Origin of the sequence: Micromonospora avicenniae (assembly GCF_900156065.1) — a bacterium.
GTDB lineage: Bacteria > Actinomycetota > Actinomycetes > Mycobacteriales > Micromonosporaceae > Micromonospora > Micromonospora avicenniae.
On the sequence record NZ_FTNF01000005.1, the window covers coordinates 76,059 to 94,226 of the forward strand.

The following is an 18,168-nucleotide window of genomic DNA, read 5'->3' on the forward strand; positions in this document are numbered from 1 at the left end:
CGGCTCCACCCGCAGCAGATCCCGCAGACGACCCACGAGGTGCCGTATGACAGAACGACCGCTGGTCCGGATGACCGGCATCGGCAAGCGGTTCGGCGGTGTCCAGGCCTGCCGCGACATCGACCTCACCATCACCGCCGGTGAGGTGCACGCGCTGCTCGGCGAGAACGGCGCCGGCAAGTCGACCCTGATCAACATCCTGTCCGGGGTCATCACCGCCTACGACGGCACCATCGAGGTCGACGGCCGGCCGGTGAGCTTCGCCGGCCCGGTCGACGCCCAGCGCGCCGGGATCGCCACGATCCATCAGGAACTGGATCTCGTGGCTGGCCTCTCCATCGCGGAGAACATGTTCCTGGGGCGAGAGCCACGTACGCGGCTGGGCTCCGTCGACATCAGGCGGATGCGCCGGCAGGCGGCGGAACACCTGCGTACCCTCGGCGCCGACCTGGACCCGCGTCGCCTCGTGGGATCGCTGCGCGTCGGCGAGCAGCAGCTGGTCGAGATCGGGCGGGCGCTGTCGCTGGACGCCCGGGTGCTGATCATGGACGAGCCGACCGCGGCGCTCGCGGACGCGGAGGTCGAACGGCTCTTCGAGACGATCGCGGGGCTGCGCCGCGCCGGCGTCGGCATCGTCTACATCTCCCACCGGATGGCGGAGCTCGAGGTCATCGCGGACCGGGCGACGGTGCTGCGCAACGGCAGGCTGGCGGGCACCGTCGATCCGAAGACCGCCTCCCGCGACGAGATCATCCAGCTGATGGTCGGACGGTCGGTCGACGCGTTGTTCGGCGAGGGCCGCAACGAGCCGGGGGAGGTGCTGCTCGACGTACGCGGTTTCGCCGTGACGCCGCGCCGACCGACCCCGGGCCGGACCGAGCCGGCCGGAGTGGACCTCACCGTGCGCTCCGGGGAGATCGTCGGCCTCGCCGGGCTGATGGGCGCCGGCCGCACCGAGCTGCTCGAGACGCTGTTCGGCGCGGGCGGCTCCGGCCGACGCACCGGCGAGGTGACGATAGACGGCCGTCCGTACCACCCGCACGGACCCCGGGCCGCGCTCGCCCGAGGGGTCGCGTTCGTGCCCGAGGACCGGCGCGGCGCGGGACTGATGCTGGAGCACTCGGTGGCGGAGAACGTCGTGCTCTCCGCGCTGTCGTCACTGACGACACTCGGCGTGGTACGCCGGCAGGCGGTGCGGCGGACCGTCGCCGAGCAGCTCACCTCCCTCGCGGTGAAGGCGGCCTCGCCGGCCGTCGCCGCCGCCACGCTCTCCGGCGGCAACCAGCAGAAGGTCGTCTTCGCCAAGCAACTGCTCACCCAGCCGCGGCTGCTCCTGCTCGACGAGCCGACCAGAGGCGTCGACATCGGGGCCAAGGCGGAGATCTACCGGCTGCTGCACCGACTGGCCGACACCGGCATGGCGATCCTGCTCGCCTCGTCCGAGCTGCCGGAGCTGCGCAGCCTCTGTGACCGGGTGGTCGTCCTGCACCGCGGTCGCACCGTCGCCACCCTGCCCCGGGCGTCCGCCACCCAACAAGCGATCCTCGCCGCGGCCAACGGCGACGATGCCAAGGAGACCCGATGAACCCGCCCAACCCCACCGCCGTCGAGGAAGCGCCGGCCGAGACACCGCCACCCCGTCGGCCGTCGCTGCGGCTGCCGAGGGACCGGCACGCGCTCGTCGACAACTTCTTCCGGTTCCAGAGTCTGTTCGGCCTGGTCGCCGTCTTCCTGATCGCGATCGCGGTGTCACCCGTCCGCAACGGCGAGAACATCTTCCTCAGCTCCGGCAACCTGGCCAACATCGTCCGGGCGGTCTCGGAGATCGGCATCATCGCGGTCGGCATGACGTTCGTCATCCTGATCGGCGGCATCGACCTCTCCGTCGGCGCGGTGCTCGGCCTCGCCGCGGTCGGCTCGGCCACCCTCATGGTCGACAGTGGACTGGGCATCCTTCCGACGGTGCTGATCGTGCTGTTGATCGGCACCGCGTTCGGCGCCACCCAGGGGGCGATCGTCGCCCGCATCGGCATCCAGTCGTTCATCGTCACGCTCGCCGGGCTCCAGGCGGCCCGGGGCATCGCCCGGATGTGGTCCGGCGGGCTCGGCATCCCCATCGCGTACGGGGACGGGCCGCAGGAGGCCCCGGAGGCGTTCTCGCTGCTGAGCGGATCGATCAACGGTGTGCTGCCGGTGCCGGCCGTGCTCTTCATCGCCATCGGGATCGGCGCGCTCCTGCTGCTGCGGACCACCGCCTTCGCCCGCCACGTGTACGCCATCGGCGGCAACGAGAAGGCCGCTCGCCTCTCCGGTGTCCCCGTACGCCGGGTGCGGATCGCCGTGTTCGCCATCTCCGGCCTGCTCGCCGCGCTGGCCGGGATCATCCACGCCGGGCAGCTCAACCAGGGCAGTCCGAACGACGGCTCCGGCTACGAACTCGACGCGATCGCGGCCGTGGTCATCGGCGGGACGAGCCTCGCCGGTGGCAGTGGATCCATGGGCGGCACCATCGCCGGTGCGCTGCTGCTCGGGATCCTCAACAACATCCTCGCCTTGAACAACATCGACGCGAACGTGCAGCTGGTCGTCAAGGGGCTGGTCATCGTGGCCGCCGCCGCGCTGCAGAAGCTCCGCCCTCGCATCTCCTGACCCCCACCACCAACCGGAGGTAACAATGCGCTACGCCCGAAGAGCCGTCGCCGTCCTCGCGCTGACCGTCCTCGCCACCACCACGGCGTGCAGCGTCGAGAAGGCCGGTGACGGCAACGGCGGCACGGACGCCGCGGCCCAGTGCGGCAGCGGCAAGGAATTCCTGATCGGCATGTCGCAGGCGAACAACGCCGAGCCGTACCGGCAGGTGATGAACGACGACATCACCAACGCCGCGAAGGACGTGCCCGGCTTCAAGGTGGTCGTCTCGGACGCGGCACAGGACAACAGCAAGCAGGTCGCCGACGTGGAGAACTTCATCTCCCAGGGCATCAACCTGCTGATCATCTCGCCCAACGAGGCGAAGCCGCTCACCGCGGTGGTCAAGAAGGCGTACGACCAGGGGATCCCGGTCATCGTCCTGGACCGCAAGGTCGAGGGCGACGCGTACACCGCGTTCATCGGCGGTGACAACGTGGCCATCGGTAAGGCCGCGGGCGAGTACTACGCGAAGACGCTCCTGCCGCAGGGCGGCAAGGTCGCCGAGATCTCCGGCCTGCCCGGCTCCACCCCGGCGGCCGAGCGTGCCCAGGGCTTCCGGGAGGGCATCGCCAGCAACCCGAAGATCGAGATCGTGGCCACCCAGACGGCCGAGTGGCTGCGGGAGAAGGGGCAGAGCGTCATGGACGCGATGCTCAAGGCCCACCCCGACATCGACGCGGTCTACTCGCACAACGACCCGATGGCCGAGGGCGCGTACCTGGCGGCGAAGGCGGCCGGCAAGGAGAGCGCCATCAAGTTCACCGGGATCGACGCCCTGCCCGTGCCGTCCGGCGGTATCAAGGCCGTCGAGCAGGGCCGGCTGCAGGCGACGTTCCAGTACCCGACCGGCGGGCGTGAGGCGATCGACATGGCCAAGAAGATCCTCGTCGACTGCCAGAAGGACGTGCCGAAGACCACCACGCTCGGCACGACGCAGATCACCAAGGAGAACGCCGCTCAGGTCTACACCGAGCTCGGCGGCAAGCAGTAGCGCCCGGGGTGGGTCCGCTGCCGGTCGCGGCGGCGGACCCACCCGCACCCACCGCACCCCCGGAACGTCCATCCATCCGTGTGGAGGAATGCGATGCCCCGCCCACCTTCCCGTGCCGGCCGGATCTCCGCGCTGCTCGCCCTCGCCGTGGGGCTGGTCGTGGCCCCGGCCCCGGCCCGCGCCGCCGGGCCCGCCGGAGTCGACAACCAGCCGTACGAGAACCGGTCCACCGAGGTCACCGCCGGTGAGTTCGTGAACGTGTACGACCCGAGCGTCGGCGAGAGCGAGCCCTGGTACTACAACGACCACACCATGGTGCGGGACCGCAGGACGGGCCTGTGGCACGTCTTCGCGATCACGCACGCCGAGCCGGCCAACCCGCTGGACGAGAAGTTCTTCGGGCACGCCACGGCGCCGTCGCCGCGCGGCCCCTGGACCAAGCAGCCGTTCGCCCTGGCGGCCGACCCGAGCGCGGGGGAGACCCACATCTGGGCTCCGTACGTGCTGTTCCACGGCGGCACCTACTACATGTTCTATGCCGGCGGCACCCCGGACCACGAGGCGTACCGGATGCACCTGGCCACGTCCAAGGACCTGACGCACTGGACCCGTAGCTCGACGAACCCGCTGTTCACCGACGGCTTCGACGGGCGGGATCCGATGGTCACCCGGGTCGGCGACGAGTGGGTGATGTACTACACCGCCAACAGCACCCCCGCTGGTGGCCACCACATCGTCGCGTACCGCACGAGCCGGGACCTCCTGCACTGGAGCGACCGGCAGACGGCCTTCGAGCACCCGGCCACCGGCACCTTCGGCGGGCCCACCGAGTCGCCGTTCGTGGTGCGTCAGGGCGGTTCCTGGTACCTCTTCGTCTGCTGCGAGAGCGGCTACCAGGACACCCGGGTCTACCGCAGCTCGGACCCGTTGCACTTCACCGTCGACCAGTTGGTCGGCCGGATCAGGGCGCACGCGGCCGAGGTGGTCAAGGACGACACCGACGGCGGCCAGTGGTACGTCACCGGCGCCGGCTGGGGGCAGGGTGGCCTCTGGCTCGCGCCGCTCGACTGGAGTACTCCGGTGGTGACGAAGGGGCAGGTCGTCAGCACGCCGTACTACCGGGCGGTCGTGCAGACCGCACCGGAGGCACGGTTGGTCTCGTACGCCGCCGACCCGGCCGGGCGCGGCGAGTACCGGGCGGTGACGGACTCGTCGTTCCGCTCCACGGCGCCGTACCTCGCGGTGGGAACCTTCGGGCCCACCGACACCGCGGGCGCGGCGGCGGGCGTGACCGTGTCGGCCGACGGCACCGACCTGAATCTCACCGGCATCCCGCTCGGTGACGAGCCGGTGACCGTCGACTGGCGGTTCCGGTTCGCGCCGAGCACCGTGGACGTGGATTTCCTGTGGCACGTGACGGGCCCGACCACGGCCCCGGTCTGGGAGGCCGCGTGGAACCTGGACTCGGGCCTGCCCCGGCTCGGGGACCCCGCGGGCGCGGACCGCGACGGGGACGCCGCGGGTTTCTCCCCGTGGACGCTCGCCACCGATGAGTCGACCACCCTGGTGGCCGCCTACCGGGCCGGATCGGCCTGGAGCGAGGACAACCGCTGGTTCAACCGCGCGGGCGGTTCCATCGCGTGGCAGCCCCTGTGGCAGCCGGGTGGCCGGTCGTTGCCCGTCGGGGACCTGGCCGGTGGGACCTGGCGCATCGGTGTGAGCGGTGCCCCGGCGGACACCGCGTTCGCCGACGCCCTGGCCGCGTCACTCAACGCCGCCTGACCCGATCACCGGTGCCGGCCCCCATGGGTGGCCGGCACCGGTGTCCGGTGCCCGTCCCGGCCGACCGACGCCGGCACGCTGGCGTCGGGAACCCGACGGGACGGCAAGGTCCTGTCGCCGCCCACGCGGAGCACCCGGCGGTGGAAAGATTGCGGGGATGCGGGCAGATGGCGGAGTGGGGAAGTGGCGTGGCGCGCTGGTGGGCGCCCTTCTCCTGCTGGCCGGGGTGGCACTGCCGGTCGAGGCGCAGGCGCGGTCGGCGGCCCCGGGTGAGCGGGCCTGCGAGGTGCGGGACCCTCGGCTGACCGAGCTCTCGGGGATGGTCGCCACGGACGACGGGTTCGTGATGATCAATGATGGCGCCGACGACGAGGCGCGCCGCCGGATCTTCTTCCTCGACCGGGACTGTGCGGTCGTGCGTGCGGTGCCGTACCCGACGCGTCCGCTCGACACCGAGGACCTGGCCGTCGGCGCCGACGGGACGGTCTGGGTGGCGGACGTCGGCGACAACGACCGCTCCCGGGAGACGATCGCGGTGTGGAAGCTGGCGCCGGGCGCCGATCGGCCCGTGCTGCACCGGATGAGGTACCCGGACGGCCCGCACGACGCCGAGGCCATGCTGGTGACCGGTGACGGCCGTCCGGTCGTCGTCACGAAGTTCTCCGCCAACCTGTACGCCCCGACCGCCGCCCTGCGGCCCGGCGTGACCGTTCCGCTGGCGAAGGTGGGGCAGGTGAAGCTGCCCGCCTCGACGACCAGCAACCCGTACGGCCTGCTGGGCCGTTCGGCCGTCACGGGTGCGGCCACCGCGCCGGACGGACGCCGGGTGGTGCTGCGCACGTACGCCGACGCCTTCGAGTTCGACGTCGCGGACGGCGACGTGATCGCGGCGTTGACCGGTGGCACCCCCCGCGCCACCCCGCTGCCGGACGAGCCGCAGGGCGAGTCGGTCAGCTACAGCCCCGACGGGCGCTCGCTGCTCACCGTCTCCGAGACCGCCGACCAGCCGGCTGGGACACGGCCGACGGTCCTGCGCTACCCGCTGACGGCCGCTGCGCCGTCCGGTTCGCCGGCCCGCACGCCGGAGCCGATCGGCCCGACGCCTATCGCACGGTCCGCGGACGGAACGGACGGCGACATCACTGTCGTGTCCCGCGCCGCCATGGCGGCCGGCGCGTTGGGTGTGCTGCTCATCGCCGTGGCGCTGGTCGCTCGCGCGCGCCGCCGTACGACGTCGGGGAAGTAGCGGCCCGCACCGTTGGGTGCGCCTGCCACTTCCCCGAGGTCGCGTCGTGCCGTTACCGGACGAGCGTCAGTTGACGCTCTGTCCGCCGTCGACCATGATCGACTGCCCGGTGACGAAGGAGGCCCGGTCGGACAGGAGGAAGAGGGCCACCTGGGCCACCTCCTCCGGCTCGCCGATCCGGCCGAGCGGGATCCGCTCGCCGTGCGGGTGGTGCTCCGAACCCTCGTCGGTGGTGGTGATGCCACCGGCCGTCAGCGGCGTCCGGATCACCGTCGGGTTGACGGTGTTCACCCGGATCTGGTCGGGGCCGAGCTCCACGGCGGCCGCGCGGGCCAGCGCGGCCACCCCGCCCTTGCTGGCGCTGTACGCCGAGATGCCCCACGTGCCCAGCTCGGCGAAGACCGAGCCGTTCAACACGATCGAACCGCTGCCGCCCTGCCGCTTCATCTGCGCGACCTCGGCCTGCAGGTAGAAGAAGACGCCCTTCAGGTTGCCGTCCATCAGGTTGTCCCAGAACTGCTCGTCCAGCTCGGTCAGCGGACCGACGTTGGCGGTGCCGGCGTTGTTGAACGCCGCGTCGAGCCGGCCGAAACGGTCCACGACCTGCCGTACGACGTCCGCGGCACCCTCGAAGTGGGTGGCGTCCGCCTCGATGAACAGGGCCTCGCCGCCCAGCTTCGTGACCTCCTCGGCCACCTCCCGGCCGGCGTCCGGACGTCGGCCGGTGAAGGCCACCTTGGCACCTTCCCTGGCGAACAGGAGAACACTCTCCCGACCGATCCCGGAGGTGCCGCCGGTGACCAGCGCGACCTTGCCGTCCAACATTCCCATGGCTTCGCTCCAAAAGGCAGTTCACGTTTCGGTGCCACCGCGCGCGGGGCCTGATCGGCTCGCCGCACACCGGGCACCACTTGACCAACGAACCGACACAACCAGGCTCCGGGCCGGCCGATTTCGGGTCGGCCATCGCCTATCGCGATGGTGGGTATAGGCCAGGCCGATGGTCACGCCCGCGGGTTCGGCCGCGACGGGCGGGCGAGACAGAAAACGATTTTACGGGCATAAGCGGCGGCTAGTCTGCTGAGGTGACAGGACGGACCGGCGGGCTTCCCGAGGCCGCTGGTGTCACCGAGGCGCGCCGGTCGAGTTGGCTGGAACTCTTCTTCGACCTGGTGTTCGTCGTCGCCGTGTTCCAGCTCGGCGCGCTGCTCAACGAGGGGCACTCGGCCCACGGAGTGCTGGTCTTCGCCGGCCTGATCAGCACCATCTGGTGGCTGTGGTTCAGCTTCTCGTACTTCGCGGATCTCTTCGACGACGACCGTCCGCCGAGCCGGTTCGTGCAGCTCGTGGCGATGCTGGGAGTGCTCGCGCTGGCGGCGACGCTCGACGGTGGGGTGGCCGACGACTCGGGCCCGTACTCGCTGGCGTACGGGCTGCTGCTCGCCCTCCTCGCGGGCATGTACGGAGTGGTCGGGTGGCGCCGGACGCGGGCGCGGGAGTTCTGCTGGTGGAATGCCGCGGGCTTCCTGCTCGATGCGGTGCTGTGGTTCTCGTCCCTGCTGGTGCCGCCTCCGGGCCGCTACGCGCTCTGGGGCGTGGGGCTCGCCCTGAACGCCGCAGTGGCCGGGCCGTTGGCGTACACCTGGGCGGGGCGGGCGCCGGTCCAGCGGTCACACATGCCGGAGCGGTTCGGTTTGTTCACCATCGTCGTCCTCGGTGAGGCGGTGCTCGCGGTCGCCAACGGCATCGGCGAGACCGGGTGGCGGCCGACTGCCGTGGCGGTCGGCGTCGGCGGCTTCGTGATCGCCTGCGGGATCTGGTGGGTGTACTTCGCGTCCACCTTCGATCAGGAGGCGGGCAACCGGGCGCTTCGGGGTGGCCGGGCGCTGGTGGTTCGCAGCTACCTCTACGCGTACGGTCACCTGCTGGTGTACGGCTCGATCGTGGCCTCCGGCGTCGCCGTCGAGGTGGCCGCGCGGGAGGCGGTGCACGGCGACCATGGCGTGACCGGTCCGCTGCTCGGCGGCAGCCAGTTGACGCTGCTGCTCGGTTGCATCGTCGTCTACCGCGGGTTCGACGTGCGGGTGACCCGGCAGGTCGCGTTCGCCCAGGTCGGGCTGGCGGTCGCCGCCTTGGTGATCGGCGCGGGCGGATTACCACCACTGGTCGCCGTCCTGCTCATCGCCGCGGCCTGGATCGCGCTGGCCCTGGTCGAGTGGCGCTCGCCTCCGGTCTGGCGACGCTGACCGGGTGCCGGCCCGGCTCGTCCACCGTCGTGGCCGACTGTCGGTCGTCCGCCGCCGGGGCGGTGCTGGGCCGGCGCAGCTGGGCACGGTCTCCTGAAACAGGCGTCAGGCCGGCGCGGCGGCCGCGAGCGCGGCGCTGACGACGTCGAGCAGCGGTCGATCCGGGTGCTCGGTCGAGTCCTGAACGGCGACCCGCATGGTGGTCAGGAAGACCGCCGCGAGGACGCGGGCCCGCAGTCCCACGTCGTCGCCGCGCAGCCGGCCCGCCAGCTCCGCGGCCAGCTCCCGCTCGACCACCGCGTACGCGGCGACCTGGTGCGAGGCCAGGCTGGGATGCCCCCGCAGCTGACGCCGTCGGATCAGCCACTCCACGTTGCCGAGGTCGGTCTCCTCGGTGAGCCGCAACGCCGCCCGGGTCAGCACCGTCCAGGGCTGCTCGTCGGTCGGCTGTTCCCGGATCAGCTCCAACATCCGACGTAGCCGCATGGTGTCGCCGTGGAAGATCGCCTCCTCCTTGCCGGAGAAGTAGTTCGAGAAGGTCCGGCGGGAGACGTTCGCGGCGTCGGCGATCGCTTCGACGGTGACGCCGTCCACCCCCTGATCGATGGCGAGCCGTAGGGCGGCCTCGTGCAGGGCGAGTCGGGTGGCTGCCTTCTTGCGTTCCCGCAGCCCAGGGGTCTCGTCCATGACATTCACGGTACGTGACGCAGTTCTCAGGCGGCAAACTTGCCTGCTGGGCAAGTTTTGTAGAAGCTTGCGTGGGGCAACCATCTGCTGGTGAGGGGGAATCATGGGCACCGACGCTCGTGAACTCGTGCACCGGCTTCAGGACCTCCTCCGCGGGGTCCGATTGATCAAGCAGCGCCGGGCCGAGGAGCGGCCGGTCATCCCCCTGGGGCTGGTCGGCATCCTGTCGCAGCTCGACGGGCTCGCCGACGGTTGTCACGCCCGTGAGCTGGCGCTGCACGCCCGGCTCGACCCGTCGACCGTGAGCCGTGCCGTGGCCACCCTCGTCGCGCACGGTCTGGTCGAGCGGCGCCCCGACCCGACCGACCGGCGAGCACAGGTCCTGGCACTCACCCCCGACGGCCGGACCGCCCTGACCGACGCCCACGACTGGTACGCCCGACTGCTCGACCGGGCCCTCGCCGGCTGGACCGCGGACGAGGTCACCGCGCTCGGCGCCGGGCTGCGCCGATTCACCCGCGACCTAGAGGTCGCCCTCGAAAATCACGAAAATCTGGAGGCCGCGCGATGAGCGCACCCACCACAACGGCCGGCGCCGAGCCGATGACGCACCGGCGGACGCTCGAAGCACTCAGCGGTCTGCTGCTGGTGCTCTTCGTCGCGCTGCTGAGCAGTACGGTCGTCTCGACGGCGCTGCCCAAGATCATTGGCGCGCTGAACGGCTCGCAGACCCAGTACACCTGGGTGGTCACCGCCACCCTGCTGACGGCGACCGCGACCACCCCGATCTGGGGCAAGCTCGCCGACCTGTTCAGCAAGAAGCTCCTGATCCAGCTCGCCATCGTCGTCTTCCTGCTGGGCTCGATCGTCGCCGGCTTCTCGCAGAGCGCCGGCCAGCTCATCGCCGCCCGTGCCTTCCAGGGCATCGGGGTCGGCGGCCTGCAGGCCCTCGTCCAGGTGGCGATCGCCGCGATGATCCCGCCTCGCGAGCGGGGCCGCTACAACGGCTACCTCGGTGGCGTGATGGCCCTCGCCACGGTCGGCGGCCCGCTGCTCGGCGGTCTCATCGTCGACACCTCCTGGCTCGGCTGGCGGTGGTGCTTCTTCGTCGGCGTGCCCGTCGCGATCATCGCGCTCGTCCTGCTCCAGGCCACGCTGAAGCTGCCCGTCGTGCGCCGGGAGAACGTCAAGATCGACTACCTCGGCTCGGCGCTGATCGCCGCCGGCGTCAGCGTGCTGCTCATCTGGATCTCGTTCGTCGACAACTCGTTCGACTGGGTCTCCTGGCAGACCGCCGCGATGGTCGGCGGATCGGTCATCCTGCTCGCCCTGGCGATGGTGGTCGAGAAGCGGGCCGCGGAGCCGGTCGTCCCGCTGGCGATCATCCGCGAGCGCACCACCGCGCTGGCCATCCTGGGCAGCCTCGCGGTCGGCATGGCCATGTTCGGCGGTTCGGTCTTCCTCGGCCAGTACTTCCAGATCGGGCGTGGCTACACGCCGACCGAGGCCGGTCTGCTCACCATCCCGATGATGGGTGGTGTGCTGATCTCCTCGATCGTCGCCGGTCGGCTGATCACCAAGAGCGGACGGATCAAGCCGTACATCGTGTTCGGCTCGATCGTCCTCGTCGTCGGTTTCGCCCTGCTCGGCATGATCGACCACGAGACCTCGCTGTTCCTGATCGGCGGGGCCATGTTCCTCGTCGGCGTGGGCGTCGGTATGACCATGCAGAACCTCGTCCTCGCGGTGCAGAACACCGTCTCGCTCAAGGACATCGGCGCGGCGAGCTCCAGCGTGGCGTTCTTCCGGTCGCTCGGCGGCACCATCGGTGTCTCGGTGCTCGGTGCCGTCCTGGCCCGCCGGGTCGCCGACCAGATGACCCATGACCTGGCCGCCGCCGGCGTTCCCACCTCGGGCGCGGGTGAGACCAGCAACCTGAACCTCGCCGCGCTGCCCGACGCGATCCAGAACATCGTCCGGGCCGCGTACGGCGACGCCACGGGGCACATCTTCCTCATCTCCGCGGTGATCGCGGTGGTCGGGGTGATCGCCGCGCTGGCGCTCAAGCCGGTCACGCTGCGCACGAGCATCGACCTGCCGGACTCCGTCCGGTCGGCGGCGGTGGCCGCGGACGCGGTCGACGGTGCGCCGCCGTTCGACGAGGTCAACGTCGACGACGGGCGGGAGCGCGCGGCCACCGGTCGCTGAACCTCCGCCTCGCGGTAGCCCGAGGGCCGCCCCGCCGTTCGACGGCGGGGCGGCCCTCGGTGTGTCCGGGTCGGGTGGAGTCCGCTCCCCACACCTTCCTGCTCGCGTCGCACGGCCGATGGTTGTCACGCCTGTGGCTGTTCGTGTGGGTCATCCGCCGTGAACGGTCGTGGTAGAACTGACCGCGATGAAGGTGCGAATCGGCGCAAGTCGGGCATGGTGACCCGTGTCGGACCCCGCTCGGTCGGCGGTGGGGTCCCGCGCAGCGCGACAGTCCTGGAGTTGCTCTTCGACGTCGTCTACGTGTTCGCGCTCGCCCGTCTCGCCGGACGGATCGCCGACGACCTGACCATCGTCCGGCACACGCTGCTCTCCGAGGCGGGCCAGACCCTACTGTTCTTCGTCGCGATGTGGATGATCTGGTCGATCAACGCGTTGACCACGAGCATCTACGACCCCCGTTCCCCCACCATCCAGATCGCGCTGGTGGTGACGATGTTCGGCACGTTGGTGCTGGCCGTGTCGTTGCCGCAGGCGTTCGGCGCGCGCGGCGTGATCTTCGCCGTCACCTACGTCCTCCTTCAGGTCCTGCGTCCACTGCACCTGGCGCTGGCGCTCCGGCGCGGTCCGGGGTGGAAATCGCCGGCGCGGATGCTCTGCTGGCACACGGTGTCCGCCGTCTTCTGGCTCACCGGCGCGGCCAACGACGACGTCACTCGCGGCGTCCTGTGGACCATCGCCGTCGGCATCGAGGTACTCGGGTTGGCCATGGCCTGGGTCGTTCCCGGGTTCGGTTCGAACCGTCCCCGATACAACATCGTCTACGAGCACCTCGCCGAGCGGTACAACCAGTTCTTCATGATCGCCCTCGCCGAGGTGGTGCTCGAGACCGGCGCCGCGGTCAGCTTTCCCGGGCTCTCCGTCGGCCGGACGACGGTGCTCGTGGCCGCCTTCCTGACCGTCGTCGCCTACTGGCGGATCTACTTCTACCACCGGTCGTCCGAACGGGCCGAGCATCCGAGCGGCTCCGGGCCTGCCATGCGCCTCACCGACCGGTCGAACTTCAGTCTGCTGCTGATCGTCGGCGGGGTGATCTGCAGCGCGGTCGGCTTCGGCCAGGTCGTCCGGGAACCGGACTATCCCATCGACTGGGCGCTGGTGGTCGTCATCTTCGGCGGCCCGGCGCTGTTCCTGGTCGGCCGGGCGTTCCTCGAGCGGGAGCTCCAGCCGGCCCGGCGCAGCCTGGCGCTCTACCTCGGCCTGCTGGCCCTGGGCGCGGTCGCGCCGATCACCCTGCTGTTCCCGCCGATGGCCGCTGCCGTCGGCGTGGCGGTGGTCCTGGTGGGTGTCGCCCTCTTCGACGAGCTGCACCGGCAGTCGAGTCGGGCGGGCAACCCGCCGCTGTAGCCAATGGCCCGGCGCCGGAGGCGGTTGCCGTCAGGGACGACGACAACCACCCCCGGACCGGGATGCGGGCTACAAGCCGGGGCACTGCCCCGACGTGCCGCCGCGCACCGTGTTCGGTGCGCCGAGGTCGACCGGGGCCGGGCTGTTACCCGAGCAGTGCAGCGAGGTCACGTCGTTGCCGGCGAGGATGGCCGCCGTCGTGCCGGTGGCGTTTCCGGTGAGCAGTAGCGCGCCCTCCACGCGGGTGCCCACCGCCGTGACGTGACCGGTGGTGCCGGTCACCGCGACCGCACCCCGCACGCTGCTGTTCAGCAGCTCCACGGCCGTCGCGCCGGTCGCCGAGACCGCGCCGGTGATCGAGGACCGCTCGACGACCAGGGCGGCCCCGGGCCGGACGGTCACGCTGCCGGTGACGGTCGCCGCGCGCAGGCAAGTGACCCCGGAGGTGACCACCAGCGCGCCGGTGCGCGGGCCGGAGATGACGTCCGTGCAGGTCGGCGGCGACGGAATCAGCGTGGCCACGAACTTCCCGGCCGAGCCGATGTTGCCCACCGCATCGATGCCCCGGTACTCCACGGTGTGGCGGCCGTAGCCGGGGGAGCGCGGCGCGAACGACGACATCGACAGGCCACCCGAGCCGAGATTGCCGTAGACGAGGTCGTCCACGACGGTGCCGGTCGCGCTGAACTGGAACGGCGCCTTCGCGTCGCTCGGCGAGCCGTAGTAGTTGTGCCAGCCGTCGCCGTCGAGCCGGAACTCCGCGGTGACCTGTCCCGGGCTGTCGTCCGTGCCGGCCAGGCCCATGGTGAACGGGCCGTTGTACACGTACTCGGTGGGCTTGCCGGGCTTCGCGGTGGTGAGCAACGGCTCCGAGAGGTCGTAGTCGACGTCGGGCCGGTTCGCGTCGACCGTCCAGGAACGGGTCACCGACTCGCCCGTTTGCGGGTCGGTGACCGTCGCGGTCAGCTGGTGGGCGCCCCGGGCCAGGTTGAGCGGGGCGAGTTCCAGGTCACCGTCGTGGCCGGGGTTGGCCACCGGGCGGCCGTCGAGGGTCCAGCTCACCACCGGGATCCGGTCGGTGGTGTGGGTGGTCTCCACGTACACGACATCCTGCGCGCCGACCGGCCGGTCGGTCGCGGTCGAAGCGGTGATCGCGAGTGGCTCGTTCGTCGTGGGGGTGGCGACGCGGGTGTCGACGGTCCAGGTACGGCGCTGGGTCAGGGACGGCGAGTCCCGCAGCGCCGGGTCGCGTACGAACGGCGTCGGGTCGGTGACGGTGGCGGTGACGGTGTGCGTGCCGGGGGTCAGCCGCAGCGTCCGCAGGTCCAGGTCGCGGGCGTTGCCGGTGCCGGGAACTGCCGTGCCGTCGACGGTCCAGCCGACCGTCAGCTCGTGGCTCACCGGGTGCAGGGTCTCGACCCGTACGACCCGGTCCGCGCCGATGGGCTGGTCCGTCTCCGTGCCGCCGGCGAGGATGTCGACCCGGCTCGCGATCCGCTCGGTCATCTGCTCCCGGGCGACCTGGTCGAAGTAGAAGCCCAGCGACTTCATCATCGAGTGCTGGCTCGGGCGCCACACGCCCTTCTGCAGGTAGAGCCCACCCTCGTAGCGGCCGATCGTGCCACCGGACTCGCTCGGCTCGCCCAGCCATCGCCACCACTTGGCCTGGGTGTCGCGCATCTGCTGCTCGGTGAGCAGGGTGTGGTGCGCCGACGAGGGTTCCGGCCCCTCGTACGTGTCACCGGCCACGCCGCGGGCGTAGTAGTCGTACTCGTCCTGCAGGCCGCCGAGGGAGTGCCCGATCTCGTGCGGGCCGATCAGCGCGGAGAGCGCGTTGCCGCCGGACGCGGTGGCGTTGGCGCCACCCGCGCCGCCGTACGTGTCGCTGTTGGCCAGGGCGATGAGCTGCCGGTTACCCCGGTTGGTGCCGATCGCCAGGTCGGCGTACCTGTTCGCCGCCGCTCCGTTGACCCCGAGCAGCCGCTGCACGCTGTTGGGGTTGCAGCCGCCCCAGAAGCCCATCCCGAGCACGGTGTCCCGCTGCGGATCGCCCAGCCCCGGGTCACAGTCCACGCCCGACTCGGCAGAGATGATCTCGATCGCGTAGACGTTGAAGTAGCTGCGATAGGACTTGAACGGCTCGATCGTCCACAGGGTGTTCAGGTGCTTCTCGACGTTCGCGCGGAAGGTGGGCATGTCCGCCTCGGTGTAACCGTCACCGAGCATCACCAGGTTGAAGCGTTCCGCCGGATCCCCGGTCACCTGGACCGGCACCACCGTGGCGCTACCCACGTCCGCGGCCGCGGCCGGCGCCGCCCCCACCAGACCGGCCGCGAGCATCGCGGCCACACACAGCCCTGCTCTGATCCTCACCTCTACGCTCCTCCGTCCATCGGCGGGCTGCGCTCGCGGCCGGCGGACGCGCGGCCCGGGAGGCGTACGCCCGTCATCGATCGCGATCTTCCGGACCGTACCCGGCCGGCGACCCGTGGGATAGCCCTCGGGATCGCACCGCCGGGGCGCGACGGGGGCCGGCCGCTGGTGGACCCGCCGTTCACCCATGAGTAGATCTCGAAGGTCGGCGACTGGGTCGAGCGGTCCGGCAAGCGGCTGCGGTACGTCTACGCCACGCACGGGCACGGCGACCACTGGTTCGGCACCGCCGAGATCCTCAAGCGCTTCCCCGGCGCGCCGCGGCGGTCGGTCGGGGCTCAGGCGGCGAAGCTCTCCACGTGACCGATCGCCGCCTCGATCGCGGCACGTAGCGGTTGGGACGAGCGCCGAACCTGGCTGAGCAACAGGCCACCCTGGACCGCCGCCAGCAAGGCGCTCGCCAGCTGGTCGATGTCGGCCTCCGCGACGAGTGTCCCCTCCTGCCGCATGCGGCCCAGCCCCGCCCGGATCGGAGTCTCCCAACGGTCGAAGGCTCGCGCCAGGTCGCCCCGCAGGGGCTCGCAGGTCTCGACCAGCTCGCTCGCCAGCGAGCCGATCGCGCACCCGCCCGCACAGTCGTGCCGTTCCTGCGCCGTGACCACGGCGTCGCACCACGCCCGCAGCGCCTGGAAGCTGTCCAGCCGGTCGAGATGCGGTTGCTGGCTCTCGATGGTCTGCTCGACCTGGTACGCGATGACGGCGCGCACCAGCTCGGTCTTGTCCCGGAAGTAGTGGTAGATCTGGGAGGCGCTGACCCGGGCCGCCTGCTGCACGTCCGGGATGCTGGTGCCGGCGACGCCCTTGCGGTAGATCAGCTCTGCCGCCGTCTTCACGATCCGCTCCCGGGTGCGGCGACCCGCGGCCGTGTGCCGCGGCCTGGCCGGCACCGCGCCTCGGGTGGAGGCGGTATCGGTTGGTGTCATCGCCCCAGCTTAACGTCGGTTAAGTCCTGTCGCCCGGGGTGCGGGCGGTCGGTGGAGGATGCCGGCCGGCGCAACGTGCCGTGGCCGGTCCGGGCGGGCCCGCGGGCGGCGGACGCGCCGCCGTCCGCGAGCTCTCGTCGGTTGTCAGTGCGCGGTCGTCGGCGCGTGCCAGCGACCGGCCAGCGTCTGCGCCTCGGCCGGGCCCCAGCTGCCCCGGGGGTACGAGAGCACCGGCTCCGGCAGATCCAGGACCGGCTCGACGATCCGCCACTCCTGCTCGATCGTCTCCTCGCGTGCGAACCGCAGGTGCCGGCCGTCCAGAGCGTCGTCGAGCAGCCGCTCGTACGCCTCCCGCCGGTGTCCGAGCGTGGCGTCGAAATCGACCGGAAGCTCGACCGGAACGGCGGTGACCTCCGCGCCGGGCTGCTTGACCTGGACCGAGAGGCTGATGCCATCGTGGCGGCCCAGCCGGAAGCGGAGCAGGTTCGGCTCCGGCGCGGCTGCGTCGGCGCCCGGCACGAGGTTGCGCTCCGGCGTCTTGAACTCCACCACGACCTCGGTGGCCGTGCTCGGCATCAGCTTGCCCGTACGCAGGTAGAACGGCACTCCGGCCCAGCGGGGCGAGTTGATCCGCAGCTCGGTGGCGATGAAGGTCTCGGTGTTGGAATCGGCGGCGACCCCCGTCTCGTCGCGGTAGCCCGCGTACTGGCCGCGGACCGTGGTCGCCGGCGAGAGCGGCTCCACCTGGCCCAGGGCGCGGATCTCCTCGGCGCGGTACGCGTCGTCGCCGGCGTCGGCCGGGGACTCCATGGCGAGCAGGGCCACTACCTGGAGCATGTGGTTCTGCAGCACGTCGCGGGTGGCGCCGACCCGGTCGTAGAAGCCGGCGCGCCCCTCGGTGCCGAAGCCCTCGGCGAGCGTCACCTGGATGTTGGCGATGTGCTCGGCGTTCCAGAGCGGCTCGAAGAGCCGGTTGGCGAAGCGGAAGACCCGGAGCCCTTCGACGGCCTCCTTGCCGAGGTAGTGGTCGATCCGGAAGATCCGCTCCGGGTCGAAGGCCGCCCGCAGCGCCTTGTTCAGCTCGTGCGAGGTGGCCAGGTCGCGGCCGAAGGGCTTCTCGACGACGACGCGGCCCCGCGCGGCCAGGCCGGCGCCGGCCAGACCGTCGACCACCGGCGTGAAGACCGCCGGCGGGATGGCCAGGTAGAACAGCGGGCGCTCGGCCGCCGAGAGCGCCTCGGCGAGCCGCTGGTAGGTGTCGGGGTCGGCGTAGTCGCCGGAGAGCATCGTGAGGTTCCGGGCGAGGGCGTCGAAGACCTCGTCGTCGACCCGGCCCTGCGCCTCCAGCACCGACTTGCGCGCCGCCGTGAGCAGCTGCTGGTGGTCCCAGCGGGAGCGGGCGACGCCGATGACCGGCATGTCGAGCCGACCGCGGCGGGTCAGCTCGTACAGCGCCGGAAAGAGCTTCTTGGCGACCAGGTCTCCGGTCACACCGAAGAGCACTACAGCGTCTGAGCGCAGGTCCATGGCAACGTTCACCTCATCTTGGAATCA

General features: G+C 71.2%; 15 protein-coding genes. 10 read left to right on the forward strand and 5 right to left on the reverse strand.

Annotated features, from left to right (window positions below; all coding sequences use genetic code 11):
* Positions 1 to 46 precede the first annotated feature (46 nt).
* The 5 genes from BXA10_RS10120 to BXA10_RS10140 all read left to right on the forward strand — a co-directional run bounded on the left by BXA10_RS10120 (position 47) and on the right by BXA10_RS10140 (position 6,710).
* A complete protein-coding gene (locus BXA10_RS10120) occupies positions 47 to 1,585 on the forward strand; it encodes a sugar ABC transporter ATP-binding protein (protein ID WP_076470038.1) in 1,539 nt (512 codons plus the stop codon).
* Entirely contained in the window at positions 1,582 to 2,649 is a 1,068-nt protein-coding gene (locus BXA10_RS10125) for an ABC transporter permease (RefSeq protein ID WP_084752536.1), read from the forward strand. The genes BXA10_RS10120 and BXA10_RS10125 overlap by 4 nt, the downstream gene beginning before the upstream one ends.
* Before the next feature lie 25 nt (positions 2,650 to 2,674).
* Entirely contained in the window at positions 2,675 to 3,682 is a 1,008-nt protein-coding gene (locus BXA10_RS10130; RefSeq protein WP_076470039.1) for a substrate-binding domain-containing protein, read from the forward strand.
* A 93-nt stretch (positions 3,683 to 3,775) separates the two neighbouring features.
* Positions 3,776 to 5,464, forward strand: a complete 1,689-nt coding sequence (locus BXA10_RS10135) for a family 43 glycosylhydrolase (protein ID WP_076470040.1) — start codon at positions 3,776 to 3,778, stop codon at positions 5,462 to 5,464.
* A 157-nt stretch (positions 5,465 to 5,621) separates the two neighbouring features.
* Complete coding sequence (locus tag BXA10_RS10140) at positions 5,622 to 6,710, forward strand: esterase-like activity of phytase family protein (protein ID WP_245828202.1); 1,089 nt, start codon at positions 5,622 to 5,624, stop codon at positions 6,708 to 6,710.
* Positions 6,711 to 6,776: 66 nt separating this feature from the next.
* Here BXA10_RS10140 and BXA10_RS10145 read toward each other — a convergent pair whose 3' ends face one another.
* Positions 6,777 to 7,541, reverse strand: a complete 765-nt coding sequence (locus tag BXA10_RS10145) for an SDR family NAD(P)-dependent oxidoreductase (RefSeq protein WP_076470041.1) — start codon at positions 7,539 to 7,541, stop codon at positions 6,777 to 6,779.
* 254 nt (positions 7,542 to 7,795) lie between these two features.
* On the opposite strand from BXA10_RS10145, the gene BXA10_RS10150 reads away from it, so the two are divergent.
* Complete coding sequence (locus tag BXA10_RS10150; protein WP_076470042.1) at positions 7,796 to 8,956, forward strand: low temperature requirement protein A; 1,161 nt, start codon at positions 7,796 to 7,798, stop codon at positions 8,954 to 8,956.
* A gap of 105 nt (positions 8,957 to 9,061) precedes the next feature.
* Here the strand turns inward: BXA10_RS10150 and BXA10_RS10155 are convergent, their stop codons facing one another.
* Positions 9,062 to 9,643: a TetR/AcrR family transcriptional regulator gene (locus BXA10_RS10155; protein ID WP_076470043.1), complete on the reverse strand. Its 582-nt coding sequence runs from the start codon at positions 9,641 to 9,643 to the stop codon at positions 9,062 to 9,064.
* A 103-nt stretch (positions 9,644 to 9,746) separates the two neighbouring features.
* Between BXA10_RS10155 and BXA10_RS31855 the strand changes: the two genes are divergently transcribed.
* The 3 genes from BXA10_RS31855 to BXA10_RS10170 all read left to right on the forward strand — a co-directional run bounded on the left by BXA10_RS31855 (position 9,747) and on the right by BXA10_RS10170 (position 13,258).
* A complete protein-coding gene (locus BXA10_RS31855; RefSeq protein WP_076470044.1) occupies positions 9,747 to 10,214 on the forward strand; it encodes a MarR family winged helix-turn-helix transcriptional regulator in 468 nt (155 codons plus the stop codon).
* A complete protein-coding gene (locus BXA10_RS10165; RefSeq protein WP_076470045.1) occupies positions 10,211 to 11,851 on the forward strand; it encodes an MDR family MFS transporter in 1,641 nt (546 codons plus the stop codon). Before BXA10_RS31855 ends, BXA10_RS10165 begins: the two co-directional genes overlap by 4 nt.
* Positions 11,852 to 12,070: 219 nt before the next feature.
* On the forward strand, positions 12,071 to 13,258 hold the full coding sequence (locus BXA10_RS10170; protein ID WP_175649159.1) for a low temperature requirement protein A: 1,188 nt from the start codon (positions 12,071 to 12,073) through the stop codon (positions 13,256 to 13,258).
* Between the two features lie 69 nt (positions 13,259 to 13,327).
* Here BXA10_RS10170 and BXA10_RS10175 read toward each other — a convergent pair whose 3' ends face one another.
* Positions 13,328 to 15,631, reverse strand: a complete 2,304-nt coding sequence (locus BXA10_RS10175; protein ID WP_217696756.1) for a M64 family metallopeptidase — start codon at positions 15,629 to 15,631, stop codon at positions 13,328 to 13,330.
* A gap of 195 nt (positions 15,632 to 15,826) precedes the next feature.
* On the opposite strand from BXA10_RS10175, the gene BXA10_RS32700 reads away from it, so the two are divergent.
* Complete coding sequence (locus BXA10_RS32700) at positions 15,827 to 15,994, forward strand: MBL fold metallo-hydrolase (RefSeq protein ID WP_217696759.1); 168 nt, start codon at positions 15,827 to 15,829, stop codon at positions 15,992 to 15,994.
* Here BXA10_RS32700 and BXA10_RS10185 read toward each other — a convergent pair.
* Positions 15,970 to 16,614, reverse strand: coding sequence for a TetR/AcrR family transcriptional regulator (locus BXA10_RS10185; protein WP_076470047.1), 645 nt, complete (start codon positions 16,612 to 16,614; stop codon positions 15,970 to 15,972). The genes BXA10_RS32700 and BXA10_RS10185 overlap by 25 nt on opposite strands.
* Positions 16,615 to 16,758: 144 nt before the next feature.
* Complete coding sequence (gene zwf / locus BXA10_RS10190; RefSeq protein ID WP_076470048.1) at positions 16,759 to 18,141, reverse strand: glucose-6-phosphate dehydrogenase; 1,383 nt, start codon at positions 18,139 to 18,141, stop codon at positions 16,759 to 16,761.
* Between the last annotated feature and the right edge of the window lie 27 nt (positions 18,142 to 18,168).